The sequence below is a fragment of the Streptomyces noursei genome (assembly GCF_016917755.1).
Classification (GTDB): Bacteria; Actinomycetota; Actinomycetes; order Streptomycetales; family Streptomycetaceae; genus Streptomyces; species Streptomyces yunnanensis.
In genome coordinates, this window is the sequence record NZ_CP070326.1 from 4,118,703 (window position 1) to 4,137,585 (window position 18,883).

An 18,883-nucleotide genomic window follows, 5' to 3' on the forward strand; every position below is an offset into this window, starting at 1 on the left:
CGCCGCCGGTCGGCCGTCCGCCGGTCACCGACCGGCGCCACGCACGACATCGCGCGCTGGAAAAACCGTAAGTGACGGCACTGACAACGACCGTGACGGAGAGTGAAGTCGCAGGTCGCGCGCGGAAAGGGCAGAGGTAGGAGCAGGGACGGGAAGGCGCGACCGGGCGCGTCGCGCGGACCGCCGCGGGTCCGCACGACGCGGCGGCACCGCGGCGGCGTCGCGGCCTCGCTACGGCGTCTGCACCGGCTGTGCCACCGCCGCCTGCGGCCGGATCGGCAGCCGGCCGATCGGGCGGCCGGTGGCGGCACGGACCGCCGACGCCACCGCGGCCGGCGAGGTCACCACCGGCACCGCGCTGGCCGCCTTGGCGCCGAACGGGGCGACCACATCGCGGTCCTCGACGAGCTTGACGATCCGGATGTCCGGCGCGTCCAGCGCGGTCGGCAGCGCATACCCGGTCAGGTCGGGGTGGCGGACCTGACCACGGGTGGTGCGAAGGTTCTCCATCAGCGCGGCGCCCAGGCCCTGGGTGACCCCGGCCTCGATCCGGGCCCGCAGCTGGCGCGGGTTGAGCACCCGGCCGACGTCCTGGGCCACGGTCATCTCCACCACCCGGACGGTGCCCAGCTCGATGTCGACGTCGGCGACGCAGCGGATGGCGCAGAACGCCAGGCCGACGAAGGCGTCGCCCTGCCCGGTCTCGTCCAGCGGTTCGGTGGGGTGCGGCCGGCACTGGGCGGTGGCCCACAGTTCCTTGCCGTCCAGCGCCTCGGCAACGGTGGTGCTGAGCACCCCGTCGTACGAGGTGATCTTGCCGTCGGCGATCTGCAGCAGCTCGGTGGACATCCCGAACTTGTGGGCCAGCGGCTGGAGGAGCTGGGTGCGGACCATCTTCGCGGCCCGCTCGACGGCGCCGCCGGAGACCCAGGTGTGCCGGCCGTGGCAGGCCCGGCCGGCCGGGGGCTGATCGGTGTCCACACCCGCGACGTGCACCTCGTCGACGCCCAGGGTCTCCTGGACGATCTGCCGGGCCAGCGTGGAGAAACCGGAACCGGTCTCGACCGCGGCGCAGATGACGGTGGCGACGGAGCCGCTGACCTTGACGGTCGCGGTGGACACCTCGTCGGCGCCCTCCGCACCGAGCATGTGCACCATGCCCAGGGCGTAGCCGACGCCGCGCCGGACCGCGCCCGGCTCGCCCGCGCCCTCGGGGCCGCCCGGCAGCAGCCACTCCGCCTCGGGGGTGTCCTTGGGCAGCTCGGGCAGCGGCGCCTCGGTGACGGCGCGCAGGAGTTCGGCGACCGGGGCGGGGCAGGTGACGGTCTGCCCGGTGGGCAGCAGGTCGCCGGTGGCCATGACGTTGCGCCGGCGGATCTCGTCCGGCTCCAGACCCAGGTGGGCGGCGAGCTTGTCCATCTGGCCCTCGTAGGCGGCGCAGACCTGGAGGGCACCCTCGCCGCGCATATGGCCGGACGGCGGGTTGTTGGTGCGCACCGCCCAGCCCTCGACGACGGCGTGCGGGACGACGTACGGGCCACAGGCGAACGAGACCGCGGCGGCCAGTGCCTCGGCGGAGGTGTCCGCGTAGGCCCCGGCGTCCATCAGGATCTGCGCCTCCACCTTGACCAACTTGCCCTCGGCGTCGGCGTGGTGGCGGTAGCGCAGCAGGGTGGGGTGGCGGTGGGCGTGGGCGAGGAAGGACTCCTCCCGGGTGGCGGCCAGCTTCACCGGGCAGCCCGTACGGAGCGCCAGCAGCCCCAGCGACAACTGGATGCCGGGGTCCTCGCGGTCGGCGGTGGCGCCGGGCACGCCGGTCACCACGACCTTGACCTGCTCCGGGTCCAGGCCGAAGGAGGCGGCGGCCAGGTCGCGGTCGGTGTGCGGGTCGGTGGAGGCGGTGTAGATCTCCACCCCGCCGTCGGGGCGCGGCACCGCGAGGCCGGCCTCGGCCCCGATGGGCGCCGGGTCCTGGCGGCCGATCCGGTAGAAGCCCTCGACCATCACCTCGCCCATCGCCTCGGCGTCGCCGAAGCGGAGCGGGATGTGCCGGATGAGGTTGCCGTCGGGATGCAACGGCTCCGCCTCGAAGGCGAGTTGGGGGTCGGTGACGGCCTCCAGGACCTCGTAGTCGACCACGATGGCGGCGGCGGCCAGCCGGGCCGTATCGGGGTGGTCGGCGGCCACCGCGGCGATCGGCTCACCGTGGTGACGGACCTCGTCCATGGCGAACACCGGCCGGTCGGCGATGCCCCGGCCGTACCCCTTGTCGCCGGGTACGTCCTCGTGGGTGACGACGGCGCGCACGCCCGGCATCTCCGTGGCGTGCCGGGTGTCCACGGACCGGATCCGGGCCCGCGGGTGCGGGGAGCGCAACACGGCCGCCCACAGCAGGCCCTCGGCCCACAGGTCGGCGGCGTACGGGAAGGTGCCCTCCGCCTTGGCCGCCGCGTCGGCGGACATCAGGGAGACGCCGAGCCCGTGCGACGACGGTTCCACGGGGGCCTGGACACCCGCCGCGGGCGTCGCGGTGACGGCACCGGCGCCGTCGGTGGTACCGCTCATGCCAAGACCTCGCTCCGCTCACCCTCGCATCCGCGAGGCCCGCACCTTGTGACGAATCGCTCGCTGCGCTTGCTCACCCAGCGCCTCCCGGCTGCGCGTCCGGGTGGTGCGGCGTCCCGTCCATCGGGTCGGCGGGACCCGCCTGGTGGGGAATGCGGGCGGTTTCGACCGGCGCCTCGTCGGCGACGTCGACCGCCTCGGCGCGGGACTTCACGACGTCGGCGACGGCCTCCAGGACACCGCGGTAGCCCGAGCAGCGGCAGAGGTTGCCGCAGAGCGCCTTGCGGGTCTCCAGCTCCGTGGGGGCGTGGTTGCCCTCCAGGAGGTCGTGCACGGTCATCGCCATGCCCGGTACGCAGAAGCCGCACTGCACGGCCCCGGAGGCGGCGAGCGCCTGCTGGACGTCGGAGGGCACGCCGTTGCGCGCGAGCCCCTCGACGGTGCGGACCTCGCTGCCGGCCGCGGTGACGGCGGGCACCAGGCAGGAGGCGACCAGCCGCCCGTCCACCTGGACCGAGCAGGCCCCGCACTCCCCCTGGGAGCAGCCGTCCTTGGCGCCGGCCAGGCCGAGCCGTTCGCGCAGCACGTACAGCAGCGACTCGCCGATCCAGGCGTCCTTGACGGGCCGGTCGATGCCGTTGACGCACAGCATGTAGGACGCCGAGGGGTGTTCGTCGTGCCCGTCGAGGACCGCCGCGGCGTCCGGGGTGTCCGGAACATCCAGGGTCTCGGGAACGGCGGCGGCCTCAGGGACGGCAGGAGCCTCGGGGGCGGCGGGGACCGGCTCGGGCGCGGGGTGCGTCGCGACGGCCGGGGCGGCCGGGGCGTCCTCGGGCTCGTGCGCGGCCGGTCCGGCGGGTGCCGCGACCTCGGCGGGGACCGGCTCGGCGGCGGGCGCGCCGGCGTCCGTGACGGGCTCCACCGCAGGGCCGGCGTCCGCGGCGCCCGGAGCGGCGGGGGCGACCGGCGCGAAGGCGTCGGCGGCGGGCGGAGGCGTCGGCACCGGGTGGGCGTCCTGGGCCTCGGCGGGGGCCTCGGGCGCCGCGGGGGCACCGTGCCCGGTGAAGTCCTCGCCGACCGGCGTGCCGGGCGCGGCACCGCGGTCGACGAGCGCACCGACGCCCGCACCATGGGCGGCGTCGATCATGAACTCCCCCGTGGTGTCGGGCTGTTCGCCCTCCGCCACCGGGACCGACCAGCCTTCGGCGCCGCTCGGGGCGGGCACCTCGGCGGCGGTTTCCCGGCCCGCGGCCCCGTCCTGCCGGTGGGCCGTCTGCCCGGCCGGCGGCCACTGGGCCAGTGCGTCGGCGGGCAGCGACCAGTGGCCGGTGGCACCGCCCGTACCGGCCGCCGCGGCGCCCTGCGCATACGGGTCCTCGACCGGCGCCGCGAACGGCTCCTCCGCGACGCCGCCCTCCCCGACACCGGTGGCACCGGCAGCACCGGCGACAGGGCCGGCGTCAACCGCCCCGGCCGTCCCGGCGGTCCCGCCCGTGGCGTTGAGCCCGGCGGTGAAGTTCCAGTGGCCGGTGGCGCCGGCCTCCGCGGGGCCGCCCTGGCCCGCGGCCTGGCCGCCCTCGTAGGGCAGGCCGGAATAGCCGCCGTCCGGGTAGGTCGGGGCAGCGCCATGGCCGTTCGACCGGCGGTCGTCGCCGACCAGGTACTCGCCGGACTCCTCCAGGGTGTCGTCGGCCACCGGGACGGCCCACGTGCCACCGGCCGCCTCCGGGCTGCCGGCGACCGGCCAGTGCACCTGTTCGCCGCCCCACGGCTGGGCGCCCTCGGGCGCGTTGGCCTGGTAGGCCGCGGCGGGGTCGTGGTGCGGTGCGGGCTCCTGCCTCCCCATGTGGTCGGCGTAGCCCGCCGCGGGGTCGGCGTAGCCGGTGGACGGGTCGGCGAACGGCATCGTCCACTGCCCGGTGGCCGCCGGGTCGGTGCCCGCGCCCGGTACCGGGGGCGCGGCGGAGTGCGCGGGGAACGAGGCCGGCGGGGTGTAGCCGTGGCCGGGGGCGGCCAGCGGGTCGGCGCCCGGCGCGCGGTAACCGGCGCCGTACGCGCCGGTGGTGAAGCCTTCGGGGAGCTGGACGAAGGCGGTGGCCTCCGACTCGTACTCGCCGCCCGGCGGCAGCGGCTGCCAGCCCTGCTCGGGGTGCGGCTGCTGCGGATGGCGGTTGTCTGCGTTGCTCACGAGAGCGCCCTCCCAAGTGCGCGGCGGGCCAGGGCTGCCACCGTACGGCGCAGGTGCAGGGCGGCCGGCGGGAGGGCCGCCGGTTCGGAGCCGTCCTGCGGCGGCACCGGGTCGGGGATGCAGGCGGCGGCCACGTAGTCGCCGAAGGCGGCCAGCGCCTCGGGGACCAGGCCGCGTTCGCCGTCCCAGTCGATGAGCGAGGCCACCCACTGCTCGGCCTCCAGGGGGCGCAGCGGCATGGCGGCGACCGCGCCGACCGCGCAGCGCACCGAGCGCCGGGCCGGGTCCAGGACCAGCGCGACGGAGGCGGTGGCGCGGCCGGGGCCGGTGCGCCCGGTGGCCTTGAGGAAGGTCTGCGGGGCGTGCAGCAGCGGAACCCGTACGAAGCCGACGAGTTCCCCGGGGCTCAACATCTCGCGACCGGTGAGCAGGTGGCTGACCGGGATCTCGCGGCGGGCGCCCCCGGGGCCGGCGATGATCACCGTGGCCTCCAGGGCGGCCAGCACCGGGAGGGTGTCACCCGTGGGGGCGCTGGTGACGATGTTGCCGCCAAGGGTCCCGGCGTTGCGGATCTGCGGCGGGCCGGCCGCGCGCGCGGCGGCGGCCAGACCCGGGATCAGGGCGGCGAAGTCGGGGCGCCCCATACGGGCGAGGGTGAGGCCGGCGCCGAGCAGCGCATGACCGTCCAGGTACTGCCAGCCGCGGATCTCGCTGATCCGGCCGAGGCCCACCAGGCCCGCGGGTCTGAGGAGTCCGGCGTTGACCGCCGCCATGAGATCCGTGCCGCCCGCGACGGGCACGGCGGCGGGCATGGCGGTGAGTGCCGCCACCGCCTCGTCGAGCGAGGCCGGCAACGTCACCGATTGCGACGCGTGCGGTGCGTGCGTGGTCAACCCAGCTGCCCCTTCCCCGGTGTCCCGGCAGTTCCGCTCCGCCGTACGGTACGTGCTCACGGCCCGGACGTGGCAACTCTGGCACATCTTCGCGGACCCGGTACGCGCGAGGGTCCGCGAAGCGGTGTTCCGTCCTCGAAGAGGGCGCTGGTCCGGTTTCGTCCGCCGATTCCGGTGACCGTGCACCACCGTTCCAGGTCCGGCCGGACGGGCGCCCTCCTTGGGCGCGGGCTCACACGTTTGGGGGCGCCCCGTCGAAGGGGCGTCCGAGGATACCGGGGCGCTGCTGCCAGGGGAGGGGGCCGCCGGGCGGGCGGTAGTCGACGCCGAGGGCGTCGAGGCGGGCGTAGTGGTCGGCCATCCGCCGGGTGAACTCCGGGTAGTCGCGGGCGGCCGGGGCGGGCAACCGGGACCAGGCGACCTCGGCGAACGCGGCCAGCCGCGGGAAGACCTGGTAGTCCAGGCGCTGCCGGCTGTCCATCGCCTCGCTCCAGGCGTTGGCCTGGGTGCCGAGGATCCGCGCGGCCTGTTCGCCCGTCAGCTCCGGTGGCACCGGCTCGAAACGGTAGACGTCCTCCAGGGTCCGCACGTAGCCGATCGGCACCGGCTCGTCGGCGGAGGCGTGCTGACGGTGGTCCAGATACACCTGCTGCTCGGGGCACATGACGACGTCGTGCCCGGCCTTGGCCGCGGCGACCCCGCCCGCGTACCCGCGCCAGGAGGAGACAGCGAAAGGGGCCGCGCAATGGGGGTCCCCCCGGACGGAGTCTGGGGGAGCGTCGGGCAGGGCGGTGGCGGGCAACGGGCGGGCCCCCTCCGCCAGGCCCCCTTCGAGGATCTCGTCCCAGCCGATGAGCCGTCGGCCGCGGGCGGTGAGCCAGCGGTCGAAGTGCCGGATGAACCAGCTCTGGAGGCCGTCCTCGCCGTCCAGGGACAGCGCGGCGATCCGGGCCTGCGCGGCGGGCGAGGCCCGCCACTGGTCCTTGGGGCACTCGTCGCCGCCAAGGTGCACGAAGGACGACGGGAAGAGTTCGAGGACCTCGTCCAGCACGTGCTCGTAGAAGCGCAGGGTGGTGTCAGTGGGCGCCAGTACGTTGGGATTGACGCCCCAGGTGTCCCAGACCTTCAAGGAGGTGGTGTCGATGACGTCGGTGTTGCCGAGCTCCGGGTACGCCGCGATGGCGGCCTGCGAGTGCCCGGGGATATCGATCTCGGGGACGACGGTGATCTGCCGCGCGGCGGCGTAGGCGACGATCTCGCGGATGTCGTCCTGGGTGTAGTGGCCGCCGTGCGGGCGCGGGTCCCACAGCGGCGAGTCGCGGTGGCCGAGCTTGCTGCGCTCGCGCCAGGCACCGATCGCGGTCAGCTTCGGATAGCGGCGGATCTCCAGCCGCCAGCCCTGGTCGTCGGTGAGGTGGAAGTGCAGGACGTTCAGCTTGTGGGCGGCCATCAGGTCGAGGTAGCGCAACACCCCGTCCTTGGGCAGGAAGTGCCGGGCGACGTCCAGCATCAGGCCGCGCCAGCGGAAACGGGGGGCGTCCTCGACGGTCTGCTCCGGCAGGCCGGGCGTGCGCCCCGGGTCGAGCGGCGCGCTCCGGAAGGCGGCGGGGCCGAGGAGCTGACGGAGCGTCTGTGCGCCCCAGAAGACGCCGGCCGGGCCGCCTCCGGTGACGCGCACGCCCCAGCGGGCGTCGGCGTCGAGCCGATAGCCCTCCTCCGGGAGGGCCGGGTCGAGGGCCAGTGCCAGGGTGTCCGGTGCGTCGGCGGGGCCGGGCGGCAGCGGCAGGGCGAAGGCGGCGCCGAGGGTGCTGCGCAGCCAGCGGGCGGTGTCCTCGGTGCCGGGGGCCGCGGCCAGCGCGGTCTGCGCACCGAGCCGTACGGTCCGGGGGCGGGCCCCGGCGTCGCCCAGGTCGCGGCTCAGCGGTGCCGGGATCAGACCCGTGTGGGGAACGGTCTCCAGAGCTGTCACGACGTCAGTCTTCACCGCGCCGCCGCGGGGAGAAACCCGCGCCTGCCGGCCCGTGCCGACGAGCGCGCCGCCCGGGGACCGGGACGGCGGCGGACGGGCCGGGCACGGCGACGGGCCCGGGCCCACGAGGGACCCGGGCCCGTGCAGGCCCTGGGCGCGGAGCGGCGGGCCGGGGCGCCGGGCCCAGCGGGCGGGCGCCGCGGCCGGCGGTTACTTCTTGCCGCCGTCCTTGTCCTTGTCGCCACCGGCGCCCATGGATTCGAAGATCTCCTTGCACAGCGGGCAGACCGGGTACTTCTTCGGGTCGCGACCCGGGACCCAGACCTTGCCGCAGAGCGCCACGACGGGGGTGCCGTCGAGCGCGCTCGCCATGATCTTGTCCTTCTGGACGTAGTGGGCGAAGCGCTCGTGGTCGCCGTCGCCGTGCGACACCTGCGGTGTCGGCTCTACGAGGGTCCCCGTACCTGCCCCGCGCTCGGGCTCAAGAGTGCTCATAACTGCCAAGGGTACTCACGCGCGGCGCGGGTCGGGAGCGTCGGCCCGCCACCAGATGCACCAACAGTCCCAGGGCCGCGACCCCGGCCGCCGCCCAGGGCAGCGCGGCCGGCGTCAGTCCCGCGGCCAGGGCCAGCCCGCCGAGCGCCGAGCCGACCGCGCTGCCCAGATAGAGCGCGGAATTGTTCAGCGCGAGGGCGACGGTGCCGCGCTGCGCGCTGGCCCGGAGCAGCCGGTGCTGCTGCGGCACCTGGAACGCCCAGCCCGCCGCACCCCAGGCCAGCAGGGCGACCACCGCACCGGGCAGCGCCACCGCTGCCAGGGTCGGCAGCAGGGCCTGGGCCGCGGCGACCACCAGCAGAATCACGCCGGCCAGCAGCCGCACCCGTCCGGTCCGGTCCACCAGCGGCCCGGCCAGCACGCTCCCCAGGACGCCACCGGCGCCCCAGGCCCACAGGTAGGGGGCGACCTCGTGGACGCCGCCGGCCGCGGCCAGCACCGGCGCGAGGTAGGTGTAGAGGCCGAGGCTGGCCACCGCGGCGAGGAAGGACACCGCGACCACCGGCGCCACCGCGCGGTCGGCGATGGCCGTCAGCCGGGCCCGTACCGGGACGGCGGGCCCCGCGGGCACCTGCGGCAGCAGCACCGCCAACCCACCGAGCGCGACCGCGCCCAGCGCGGTGACCAGCCAGAGCGTGGCCCGCCAGCCGGTGTGCTCGGCCAGCAGCACCCCGATCGGCACGCCCAGCACGGTGCCCGCGCTCATCCCGCCCATGACCAGCGCCAGCGCCCGGCCGCGCTTCTCCTCCGGGACCAGCGCGGCGGCGGCCGCGGTGGACAGCGCGGAGTAGACGCCGGCGCCGGCGCCCGCGACGACCCGGGCGGCGAGCAGCGCGCCCAGCGACGGGGCCAGTGCGGTCAGGCCGTTGCCGAGGGTGAAGACCGCCAGCGCCGCCAGGATCAGCAGCCGGGGCCGCACGCCGGAGAGCAGTCCGGCGACCAGCGGCGCGGAGATCGCGTAGGCCAGCGTGAAGACCGTCACCAGTTGGCCGGCGAGGGACACCCGGGTGCCGATGTCCGCGGCGAGGACCGGTAGCAGCCCCGCCATCACATAGGCGTCCAGGCCGAGGGTGAACGCCCCCAGCGTCAGCAGCCAGACCTTGCGCACCGCGCTCATCTCCCCTGGTGGTCCGGGAGGCGCCGGGGACCGTCCCCGGCCCCGGGACGGACCGACGCGGGGAAACGTAGGCAGTCTCCGGATGGCCGGGGAAATGCCCGGACGGAGCACTTATGCTGGGACAACATGAATGGTGCCCGCGATAACCAGGACGACGACGCCGGTATCCAGGACGACGCCGACGGCCAGGAGGGCGCCGCGGCGGGGCCGACCCGCGACGACGCCCCCGCCACCGCGACCGACCCCACGTCCGTCGACGCCGACTGGCTCGCCGACCCGGCCCTCGACGGCGTCGAACTCCGGCACCTGCGGGGCTTCCTCGCCGTCGCCGAGGAGCGCAGCTTCACCCACGCCGCCGACCGACTGCGGACCGGCCAGCCCACGCTGACCCGGGCCGTCCGGGCCCTGGAGACCACGCTCGGCGTCCGGCTGCTGGACCGGACGACCCGCCGGGTCGCCCTCACCGACGCCGGCCGCCGCCTCTACGCCGACCTCGCCCCGCTGCTCCCCCGGCTCGCCGCCGCGCTGCGTTCCCCCGCCGGGCCGGGGGTGCTGCGACTGGGCTTCACCTCGCTGCTGCCGGCCGCCTGCCGCACGCTGGTCACGGAGTTCAGGGCGGCGACCGGCGCCAAGGTCCGGCTCGTCCGGCGGGACACCCCGCTGGCCGGGCTGGAGACCGGGGAGTCGGACATCGTGGTGCTCCGCGGCGAGGTGCCGCGGGACGCCGGGCTGCGCACCGCGCTGCTGTTGCAGGAACCGCGGGTGGCCGCCGTGCCACGGGCCGGCGCCCCGGGGTGCCTGGCCCACCGGCGGGTGCTGGACTGGGCCGAGCTGGCGGAGCTGCCGCTGGTGGTCAACACCGTCACCGGCACCACCCGGCCCGAGCTGTGGCCCGCCGACCGGCGCCCCCAACTCGCCTGCACCGCGGACAACTTCGACGAGTGGCTGGAGGCGGTCGCGGCCGGGCACGGGGTCGGGGTGGCCCCGGAGAGCGTGGCCGAACGGCACCCGCACCCCCAGATCCGCTACGTCCGGCTGAAGAACGCCCCGCCGGTGCCCGTGCGCCTGGCCCTGCCGGCCCGCGACGCCCATCCGCTGGCCGAGCGCTTCTTCACCCTGGGCGGGCAGCACCGCCGCTGACGCCCGCAGGGGCGCTCCGGCGCGCGCCGGAGCGGCGCTACGACGCGACCGCCGGCACTCCGCCGCGGTCCCCGGTCAGCCCCAGGTCGGCGGCGAACGCCAACGCGGCCTCCGGGCGGACCTCGTACCAGCAGTCCGGGCCGCAGACCGCGTCCAGCAGCGCGGAGACGTCCGCCGCCCCGACCGTGCGGGCCGCGGCGGACGCGATGAAGGCGCGGACCGTCTCGGCGGGGTGGACGTCGGTCTCCGTGAGGGCCACCAGGTGCTCGGTGATCTCCCGCACCGCCGCGTCACCGGGCGCCGCCCAGCCCAGCGCCATCTCCAGGCCGTCGTCCGGCATCGTCGCGGGATACGGGGCGCGGGCCCAGACGCCGTCCTCGTACCAGTAGGCGAAGCCGAGGAGGTTGCCCTGAGCGTCGTCGCGCAGCTGCTCCCAGGGCAGCCATGCGGGGCCGCCGGCCAGGAAGTCGATCTGCTTGTCGCCGCTGTGCGTGTAACTCCCGTCGGAGTCCTGGCCGCAGAGCAGGGCCCGGCCGTCGTCGTACAGCTTCAGCCGCCACCAGTACGAGCCGCCGCAGTTCCAGCAGGCCAGCCCGCCCGGCCCCCAGGAGTACTCGTCCCCGTCGTTCATGGCCGCGGCCACCACCGCCAGCGTCGCGGCCCGTGCCCACAACTGCTCGGGATGGTCCAGGTCCTCGGGCACGCTCGGCCTGTGCATGGTGCTCTCCCCCGTCCGATCGGCGCGACCGCGCCCTTGCGCCCGCGCAGCGTTCCTGGCACTCCGAACGATAGCGACGGGGTCTGACAATTCCCCATGACGAAGCCGTCACAAAATGCGCCGTTGAGCGCCCGGGCGCACTCCCCGGCGTACGAGCCCCTGGCACGCGCGGCGCGGTGACGCCCGGTGCGGTGCGGCGGCTCAGTTCAACGACGGGTCGTCGGGGTAGGTGGCCACCATCGCCAGTTCGTTGCGCTGCCGGCGCAGCACGGCCCGCCACAGCTGCTCCGGATCGGGCGAGGAGACGTCGCCCGGCTCCGACTCGACGACGTACCAGGCCCCCTCCACCAGCTCGTCCTCCAACTGACCGGGCCCCCACCCCGCGTACCCGGCGAAGATCCGCAGGCTGCCGAGGACCGCGGCGAGGAGCTCCGGCGGCGCCTCCAGGTCCACCAGGCCGATCGCGCCGTGCACCCGGCGCCAGCCCAGCGGCTCGTCCCCGGGCCCGGCGCCGTCCGCCGTGTCCGTGACCGGGGCGCCGGCCGTCCCGCCGTCCGCGCCACCGGTGCGGGTGCCGCTCCCCGGGGACGGGGCGCCCTCGCCGGAGGGCCCGCCGCCGGGGACCACGGCCACCCCGAGCGCCGAGTCCAGCGAGACCGGGCCGCCCTGGAAGACCACCCCGGGCTCCCCTGCCAGCTCGGCCCAGGGGGCGAGGATGTCGGCGACGCCGACCGGTGTGGGGCGGTTGAGGATCACGCCGAGGGACCCCTCCTCGTCGTGGTCGAGGAGGAGCACCACCGCGCGGTCGAAGTTCGGGTCGGCGAGCGCGGGTGTGGCGACGAGCAGCCGCCCTGTGAGCGAGGACACCTCGGTCATGGCCACATGATCCCGCACTTCCGGCCCGAAGGGGGAGTCAACGCCCGAACCTGCTGGGAGAGCAGGGTGGGCGTACGGCGGCAGGCCCCGGCGCACGGACTTCACACCGAATGACCCATTCGCGACATTCACCGCATTAGGCATAAAGAGTGATGACGAATCACAGGGGGACCGTAGCGGAGCGTGTTGTGACAAAGCCATTACATGCCCGGAGCAGGGGCACCGCCACGGGTACCCCCTCTCGCGCCCTTACCATTTCTCGTGGCCCAGACCGACTCCAGGAACGCGAGATCCATGACCGTCTCTACTGACGACGTACTGCTTGTCCACGGCGGCACCCCGCTGGAGGGCGAGATCCGGGTTCGCGGCGCGAAGAACCTTGTGCCCAAGGCCATGGTCGCCGCCCTGCTGGGCAGTGGTCCGAGCCGGCTGCGCAACGTTCCCGACATCCGGGACGTCCGCGTGGTGCGCGGGCTGCTCCAGCTGCACGGCGTCACGGTGCGCCCGGGCGACGAGCCCGGCGAGCTGGTCCTCGACCCCTCGCACGTGGAGAGCGCCAACGTCGCGGACATCGACGCGCACGCCGGTTCCTCGCGCATTCCGATCCTGTTCTGCGGCCCGCTGCTGCACCGGCTGGGTCACGCCTTCATCCCCGGTCTGGGCGGCTGCGACATCGGCGGCCGGCCGGTGGACTTCCACTTCGACGTGCTCCGCCAGTTCGGCGCGAAGATCGAGAAGCGCGCCGACGGCCAGTACCTGGAGGCACCGCAGCGGCTGCGCGGCACCAAGATCCGGCTGCCGTACCCGTCGGTCGGCTCGACCGAGCAGGTGCTGCTGACGGCCGTACTGGCCGAGGGCGTCACCGAGCTGTCGAACGCCGCCGTGGAGCCGGAGATCGAGGACCTGATCTGCGTCCTGCAGAAGATGGGCGCGATCATCTCCATGGACACCGACCGGACGATCCGGATCACCGGTGTGGACAAGCTCGACGGCTACACCCACCGCGCCCTCCCGGACCGCCTGGAGGCCGCCTCCTGGGCGTCCGCGGCGCTGGCCACCGAGGGCAACATCTACGTCCGCGGCGCGCACCAGCGCTCGATGATGACGTTCCTGAACACCTTCCGTAAGGTCGGCGGCGCCTTCGAGATCGACGACGAGGGCATCCGCTTCTGGCACCCGGGCGGCTCGCTCAACGCCATCGCCCTGGAGACCGACGTCCACCCCGGTTTCCAGACCGACTGGCAGCAGCCCCTGGTGGTCGCGCTGACCCAGGCGTCGGGCCTGTCGATCGTGCACGAGACGGTCTACGAGTCCCGGCTGGGCTTCACCGAGGCGCTCAACCAGATGGGCGCACACATCCAGCTCTACCGCGAGTGCCTGGGCGGCTCCGCCTGCCGCTTCGGCCAGCGCAACTTCCTGCACTCCGCGGTCGTCTCCGGCCCCACCAAGCTGCAGGGCGCCGACCTGGTCATCCCCGACCTGCGCGGCGGCTTCTCGTACCTGATCGCGGCGCTGGCGGCGCAGGGCACCTCCCGGGTGCACGGCATCGACCTGATCAACCGCGGCTACGAGAACTTCATGGAGAAGCTCGTGGAACTGGGCGCGAAGGTGGAGCTGCCGAACCACAACCCGCGCGGCTGATCCCCGCTCGTCCCCGAAGGCGCCGTACGGTCACGACGACCGTGCGGCGCCTTCGCCGTACCCGGCAGCGCCCAGAGGGCCGGGCCCCGGGCGGGCGGCCCCCCGAAGGCCCCTGGACAGTCCGTACGCGGGCATACGCAAAGGCGGCCACCCCCGGGAGGGGTGGCCGCCTTTCATGCCGTGGCAAGGGCCTTACTTGCCCTTGGCGGCTTCCTTGAGCTTCGAGCCCGCGGAGACCTTCACGCTGTAGCCGGCCGCGATCTGGATCGGCTCACCGGTCTGCGGGTTGCGAGCGGTGCGAGCGGCACGGTGGGTGCGCTCGAAGGTCAGGAAGCCGGGGATGGTGACCTTCTCGTCGCCCTTGGCGACGACCTCGCCGACGGTCTCGGCGAGCGCGGCCAGAACGGCGTCGGCGTCCTTGCGGGTCACCTCGGCGCGATCGGCCAGAGCGGCCACCAGCTCACTGCGGTTCATGTATGTACTCCCGTGTTCTTCTTGCCAATGCGGCGTGAGATCGAAGCCGATGCTGCCAGGGCCCTCGGACGGCCCACCGAACCGGGTCCGTCCTTCAGCTCCCTCGCGCCTGAGGTCCCCCTGGACAATGTCCTTGGGAGAGCATCCTGCCCCCACCTGCGGCGGTAAAGCCAATCCGGCACCCTGGAGGGTCACCCGCCACCCTATGGGTGGCCCGGTGAGGGCAGGTCCTGCGACGCGCCGTCTCAGACGCCCGTGGCGGCCGTCACAGCGTCGCCCGCGGCCTTCGCCGCGTCGCGCACCGCGCCGGCCACCGCGCCCGCGACCTTCTCGTTGAAGACGCTGGGGATGATGTAGTTCGCGTTGAGCTCGTCGTCCAGCACGACATCGGCGAGAGCGCGGGCCGCAGCCAGCATCATCTCGGTGTTCACGGTACGCGAGGCGGCGTCGAGCAGGCCGCGGAAGACCCCGGGGAACACCAGGACGTTGTTGATCTGGTTGGGGAAGTCCGAACGGCCGGTGGCGACGACGGCGGCGGTCTGCCGCGCGAGGGCCGGGTCGACCTCCGGGTCGGGGTTGGCGAGGGCGAACACGATCGCGCCGTCGGCCATCCGCGCCACGTCGTCACCGTCGAGGACGTTGGGGGCGGAGACGCCGATGAAGACGTCGGCGCCGACCACGGCCTCCTTGAGGGTGCCGGTGATGCCGTCGGGGTTGGTGTTGTCGGCGATCCAGCGCAGCGCCGAGTCGGGGTCGGCGTCGACCAGGTCGGCACGGCCGGCGTGCACCACGCCGTGGATGTCGGCGACCACCGCGTGCCCGACACCGGCGGCCAGCAGCAGCTTGAGGATGGCGGTACCGGCCGCGCCGGCGCCGGACATCACGACCCGGACGTCCTCGATCTTCTTGCCGACGACCCGCAGCGCGTTGGTGAGCGCGGCGAGCACCACGATGGCGGTGCCGTGCTGGTCGTCGTGGAAGACCGGGATGTCCAGGGCCTCGCGCAGCCGGGCCTCGATCTCGAAGCAGCGGGGCGCGGAGATGTCCTCCAGGTTGATGCCCGCGAAGCCGGGGGCGATGGCCTTGACGATCTCGACGATCGCGTCGGTGTCCTGGGTGTCCAGGCAGATCGGCCAGGCGTCGATGCCGGCGAAGCGCTTGAAGAGGGCCGCCTTGCCCTCCATGACGGGCAGGGCGGCCTTGGGGCCGATGTTGCCGAGGCCGAGGACCGCGGAGCCGTCGGTGACCACGGCGACGCTGTTGCGCTTGATGGTGAGCCGGCGGGCGTCCTCGGGGTTGTCGGCGATGGCCTGGCAGACCCGGGCGACACCGGGGGTGTAGACCATGGACAGGTCGTCGCGGTTCCGGATGGGGTGCTTGGACGACATCTCGATCTTGCCGCCGAGGTGCATCAGGAAGGTCCGGTCGGAGACCTTGCCGAGCGAGACGCCCTCGATGCCGCGCAGCTGGGAGACGATCTCCTGGGCGTGCGCGGTGGAGGTCGCGGCGATCGTGACGTCGATCCGGAGTTTCTCGTGGCCGGACGCGGTCACGTCGAGGCCGGTGACCGACCCGCCGGAGGACTCCACGGCCGTGGTGAGCTGGCTGACGGCGGTGCCGCTCGCTGGGACTTCCAGTCGCACCGTCATCGAATACGAGACGCTAGGCGCCGTTGCCATGGCCGACTTCCTCTGCTTTCCCTGGTTTGGCTCTAAGCGGCCCCGGGTCTCAGGGGTGCCCGAGCCGGAGCGCGTTGTTCGATCGTCCCACCTACCAGCCGGTACACGGTAACCAGCCACAAATTCCGGAAAGACTCTTCCACCATACGAGAGTTGACTCGGAGAGCGGAACCCCCCTCGATGTCGTGAACCGGCCAAGGCGCGCCCCCGGCAGCGGCGCAGGGGAAAACGGGCGGGCGAATCAGTGGGGAAGCCAAGGAGAGACCGGCGGGAGAAGCCGGGGGGAATGCGGTGGGAGAACGACCGCGGGCGCCCCTCCCGGAGGAGGGGCGCCCGCGCCGTTGGTTCATGACACCGACCCGCCATGCTCGCCTCGCGGCAAGTGGTCGCTCGTAGCGACGATGGTTGGGCCCGGGGGCTTGGATCGAGCCGGTGTCGCCACCAAGGCTAACAAACCATCCCGGCAAGCGAATCCCGTCCCGCGCGACTGATTTCACAACCCCTCGGATGGCAGCACGCCCGCCGGTGCGGCGGTACGCCCGCGCAGGGGCGCACCGCCGGGCCCGTCGGACCCGAACTAGTCGCGCAGCAGGTCCGGTACGCCGTCGGCGTCCGGGTCGTCCGCGGCGGCGGAGAGCACGGTCAGCTGCTGGGTGGCGCGGGTCAGGGCGACGTAGAGCACCCGCAGGCCGGCCGGGGACTCGTCGGCGATCTCGGCGGGCGAGACCACCAGGGTGGCGTCGTACTCCAGGCCCTTGGCCTCCAGGGAGCCCAGCGCCACCACGCGGTCGCCGAGCCCGGCCAGCCAGGCGCGGGCCTGCTCGCGGCGGTGCATCGCCACCACGACGCCGACCGTGCCCTCGACCTCGGCCAGCAGCCGTTCGGCCTCGGCGACCGTGGCGCGGGCCAGCGCCGCTTCGGCGGCACCGCGCGTGGCGGGCGCCCCGTCCACGACGCCGAAGCGCGGCTCCAGGCCGGTGGAGCGGACCGCCCTGGGCGACGGGGTGCCGGGCATGGCCAGCGCCAGCACCTTGGACGCCAGCTCCGCGATCTCGGCCGGGTTGCGGTAGTTCACGGTGAGCGTGAAGCGCCGGCGCGGGCGGGTGCCGAGCGCCTCGTCGCGGGCCTCGGCGGCCTCGTCCGGGTCCGACCAGGAGGACTGCGCCGGGTCGCCGACCACGGTCCAGGTGGCGTGCCGGCCGCGGCGGCCCACCATCCGCCACTGCATCGGCGTCAGGTCCTGGGCCTCGTCGACGATGATGTGGGCGTAGTCGGTGCGCTCCTCCTCCAGCCGCTCGCGGCGGCCGGAGCGTCCGGCCGAGAGCCGGTCCGCGTAGGTCGTCAGCTCCTCCAGGCCGGTCAGCTGGTCCAGCGGGTCGGCCTCGCGCGGGCGGGCCGGTCTGGCCGGGGCGCCCAGGATCTGCTGGAGCTCGTCCAGCAGCGCGACGTCGTGCACCGACAGCGGGCCTTGGCCGTCGCCGCCCAGCCGCCGCAGCGAGCGGGCGAGTTGACGCACCTCGCGGGGGTTGAGCAGACGGCGCGCCCAGCGGCCCAGGCGGCGCTCGTCGGCCATCGCGGCCAGCACCCCGCGCGGGGTGAGTTCCGGCCACCAGGCGTCCAGGAACTCCTGGAACTCCGGCTCGGTGACGAGGTCCTCGTCGAAGCCCTGGCGGACCTCGGCGGCCAGCTCCGGGTCCGGATAGCGGCGGGCGGCGCCGGACTTGGCCCACAGGGCGTCCAGGATCAGCCGGCGGGCGCGCGGGCGCAGCAGGTTGACCGGGGCGGTGCCGCCCAGCGCGGACTGCCGGATGGCGCGCAGCTCGGCCTCGTCCAGTTCGAGCCGGGCGCCGAACGCGACGACCCGGAGGCGGGTCGGCGGGACCGGGGCGGCGGCCGGGGCGTCCGTCCCCGCGGCGAGGTCCTCCAGGGACAGCTGGGCGTCCTCCGCGGTGCGGGCGCGCGGCGGGGCGGTCGGGGCCGCCGCCTCCAGCGCCCCGCGGGCGGCCTTGCGCAGCAGCTTCTGCATCCGCGCCGAGCCCTTGACGCGGGAGACCGCGGGCGGGTCGTAGGCGGTCGCCTCGGCGCCGTCGACGAGCGAGCCGAGCGCCCGGATGGCGACCTGCCCCTCCTCGCCGAGCGACGGCAGCACGCCCTCGGTGTAGGAGACCAGCAGCGGGGTCGGGGAGACGATCAGGATGCCGCCGGCGTAGCGGCGGCGGTCCTGGTAGAGGAGGTAGGCGGCGCGGTGCAGGGCGACCGCGGTCTTGCCGGTGCCCGGCCCGCCCTCGACCTCGGTGACGGAGGCGGCGGGGGCCCGGATCACCATGTCCTGTTCGGCCTGGATGGAGGCGACGATGTCCCGCATGGTGTGGCTGCGGGCCCGGCCCAGCGCGGCCATCAGCGCGCCGTCACCGATCGCCGGCAGCTCCTCGCCGTTCAGGGTGGCGGTGACCTCCGGGCGCATCAGGTCGTCCTCGACGCCCAGCACCCGGCGGCCCTTGGAGCGGATCACCCGGCGGCGGACGACCCGGCCGGGGGCGACCGGGGTGGCGCGGTAGAAGGGCGCGGCGGCCGGCGCCCGCCAGTCGATGACCAGCGGCGAGTAGTCGGCGTCCAGGACCCCGAGGCGGCCGATGTGCAGCGTCTCGGCGATGGCGGCGCGACCGTCCTGGATCACGCCGTCGGCGGGCTCGACGGAGGTGTAGGCGCCGTCCGGGCCCTTCTTGCCGTCCTTGCCCAGGAGCAGGTCGATCCGGCCGAAGAGGAAGTCCTCGTACTCGGAATTGAGCCGGTGGAGATGGACGCCGGCCTGGAAGACCTGGGCGTCGCGTTCGGCGAGCGCGCCGGGCGTGCCGACCTGGCCGCGCTTGGCGGCGTCGTCCATCAGGAACTCCGCCTCGTGGATCTTCTCCTCAAGGCGCCGGTAGACGAGGTCGAGATGCGTCTGCTCGGCCTCGATCTCGCGGTCCCGAACGGAATCCGGTGCGTGGTCCGGCGCGTGGTCCGGTGCGTGCGTGGCGTTGTGCGCGGCCACCCAAGCCCCCTTCTGCTGTGCGTAGGGCAGCCGT

The 18,883-nt window shown here is 74.5% G+C and carries 13 protein-coding genes; 2 read left to right on the forward strand and 11 right to left on the reverse strand.

Annotation, left to right across the window (positions count from 1 at the left end):
- Positions 1-231 precede the first annotated feature (231 nt).
- From JNO44_RS18185 to JNO44_RS18210, 6 genes are all read right to left on the reverse strand, one after another.
- The gene (locus JNO44_RS18185; protein ID WP_205365291.1) at positions 232-2,565 is read right to left on the reverse strand and encodes a xanthine dehydrogenase family protein molybdopterin-binding subunit; all 2,334 of its coding nucleotides are present in this window, start codon (positions 2,563-2,565) and stop codon (positions 232-234) included.
- A 73-nt stretch (positions 2,566-2,638) separates the two neighbouring features.
- Positions 2,639-4,753: a 2Fe-2S iron-sulfur cluster-binding protein gene (locus JNO44_RS18190; protein WP_205365292.1), complete on the reverse strand. Its 2,115-nt coding sequence runs from the start codon at positions 4,751-4,753 to the stop codon at positions 2,639-2,641.
- Complete coding sequence (locus JNO44_RS18195) at positions 4,750-5,646, reverse strand: FAD binding domain-containing protein (protein ID WP_039636027.1); 897 nt, start codon at positions 5,644-5,646, stop codon at positions 4,750-4,752. The genes JNO44_RS18190 and JNO44_RS18195 overlap by 4 nt, the downstream gene beginning before the upstream one ends.
- Before the next feature lie 232 nt (positions 5,647-5,878).
- Complete coding sequence (locus tag JNO44_RS18200; protein WP_205365293.1) at positions 5,879-7,615, reverse strand: beta-N-acetylhexosaminidase; 1,737 nt, start codon at positions 7,613-7,615, stop codon at positions 5,879-5,881.
- Between the two features lie 210 nt (positions 7,616-7,825).
- On the reverse strand, positions 7,826-8,110 hold the full coding sequence (locus JNO44_RS18205) for a DUF3039 domain-containing protein (protein ID WP_026247947.1): 285 nt from the start codon (positions 8,108-8,110) through the stop codon (positions 7,826-7,828).
- Positions 8,097-9,287, reverse strand: a complete 1,191-nt coding sequence (locus tag JNO44_RS18210) for an MFS transporter (RefSeq protein ID WP_240167578.1) — start codon at positions 9,285-9,287, stop codon at positions 8,097-8,099. The genes JNO44_RS18205 and JNO44_RS18210 overlap by 14 nt, the downstream gene beginning before the upstream one ends.
- Before the next feature lie 126 nt (positions 9,288-9,413).
- Here JNO44_RS18210 and JNO44_RS18215 point away from each other — a divergent pair, with 126 nt between their 5' ends.
- Positions 9,414-10,427, forward strand: coding sequence for a LysR family transcriptional regulator (locus JNO44_RS18215; RefSeq protein WP_205365294.1), 1,014 nt, complete (start codon positions 9,414-9,416; stop codon positions 10,425-10,427).
- Positions 10,428-10,464: 37 nt separating this feature from the next.
- Here the strand turns inward: JNO44_RS18215 and JNO44_RS18220 are convergent, their stop codons facing one another.
- The gene (locus tag JNO44_RS18220; protein WP_205365295.1) at positions 10,465-11,145 is read right to left on the reverse strand and encodes a hypothetical protein; all 681 of its coding nucleotides are present in this window, start codon (positions 11,143-11,145) and stop codon (positions 10,465-10,467) included.
- A gap of 201 nt (positions 11,146-11,346) precedes the next feature.
- Positions 11,347-12,021: a YqgE/AlgH family protein gene (locus JNO44_RS18225; RefSeq protein WP_039636014.1), complete on the reverse strand. Its 675-nt coding sequence runs from the start codon at positions 12,019-12,021 to the stop codon at positions 11,347-11,349.
- Positions 12,022-12,315: 294 nt separating this feature from the next.
- Between JNO44_RS18225 and murA the strand changes: the two genes are divergently transcribed.
- Positions 12,316-13,662, forward strand: coding sequence for a UDP-N-acetylglucosamine 1-carboxyvinyltransferase (gene murA, locus JNO44_RS18230; protein WP_067350990.1), 1,347 nt, complete (start codon positions 12,316-12,318; stop codon positions 13,660-13,662).
- Between the two features lie 192 nt (positions 13,663-13,854).
- Here the strand turns inward: murA and JNO44_RS18235 are convergent, their stop codons facing one another.
- The 3 genes from JNO44_RS18235 to JNO44_RS18245 all read right to left on the reverse strand — a co-directional run bounded on the left by JNO44_RS18235 (position 13,855) and on the right by JNO44_RS18245 (position 18,849).
- Complete coding sequence (locus tag JNO44_RS18235) at positions 13,855-14,136, reverse strand: HU family DNA-binding protein (RefSeq protein WP_004951951.1); 282 nt, start codon at positions 14,134-14,136, stop codon at positions 13,855-13,857.
- Between the two features lie 245 nt (positions 14,137-14,381).
- A complete protein-coding gene (locus JNO44_RS18240) occupies positions 14,382-15,815 on the reverse strand; it encodes an NAD-dependent malic enzyme (RefSeq protein WP_039636006.1) in 1,434 nt (477 codons plus the stop codon).
- Between the two features lie 577 nt (positions 15,816-16,392).
- Entirely contained in the window at positions 16,393-18,849 is a 2,457-nt protein-coding gene (locus JNO44_RS18245; protein WP_205365296.1) for a HelD family protein, read from the reverse strand.
- Between the last annotated feature and the right edge of the window lie 34 nt (positions 18,850-18,883).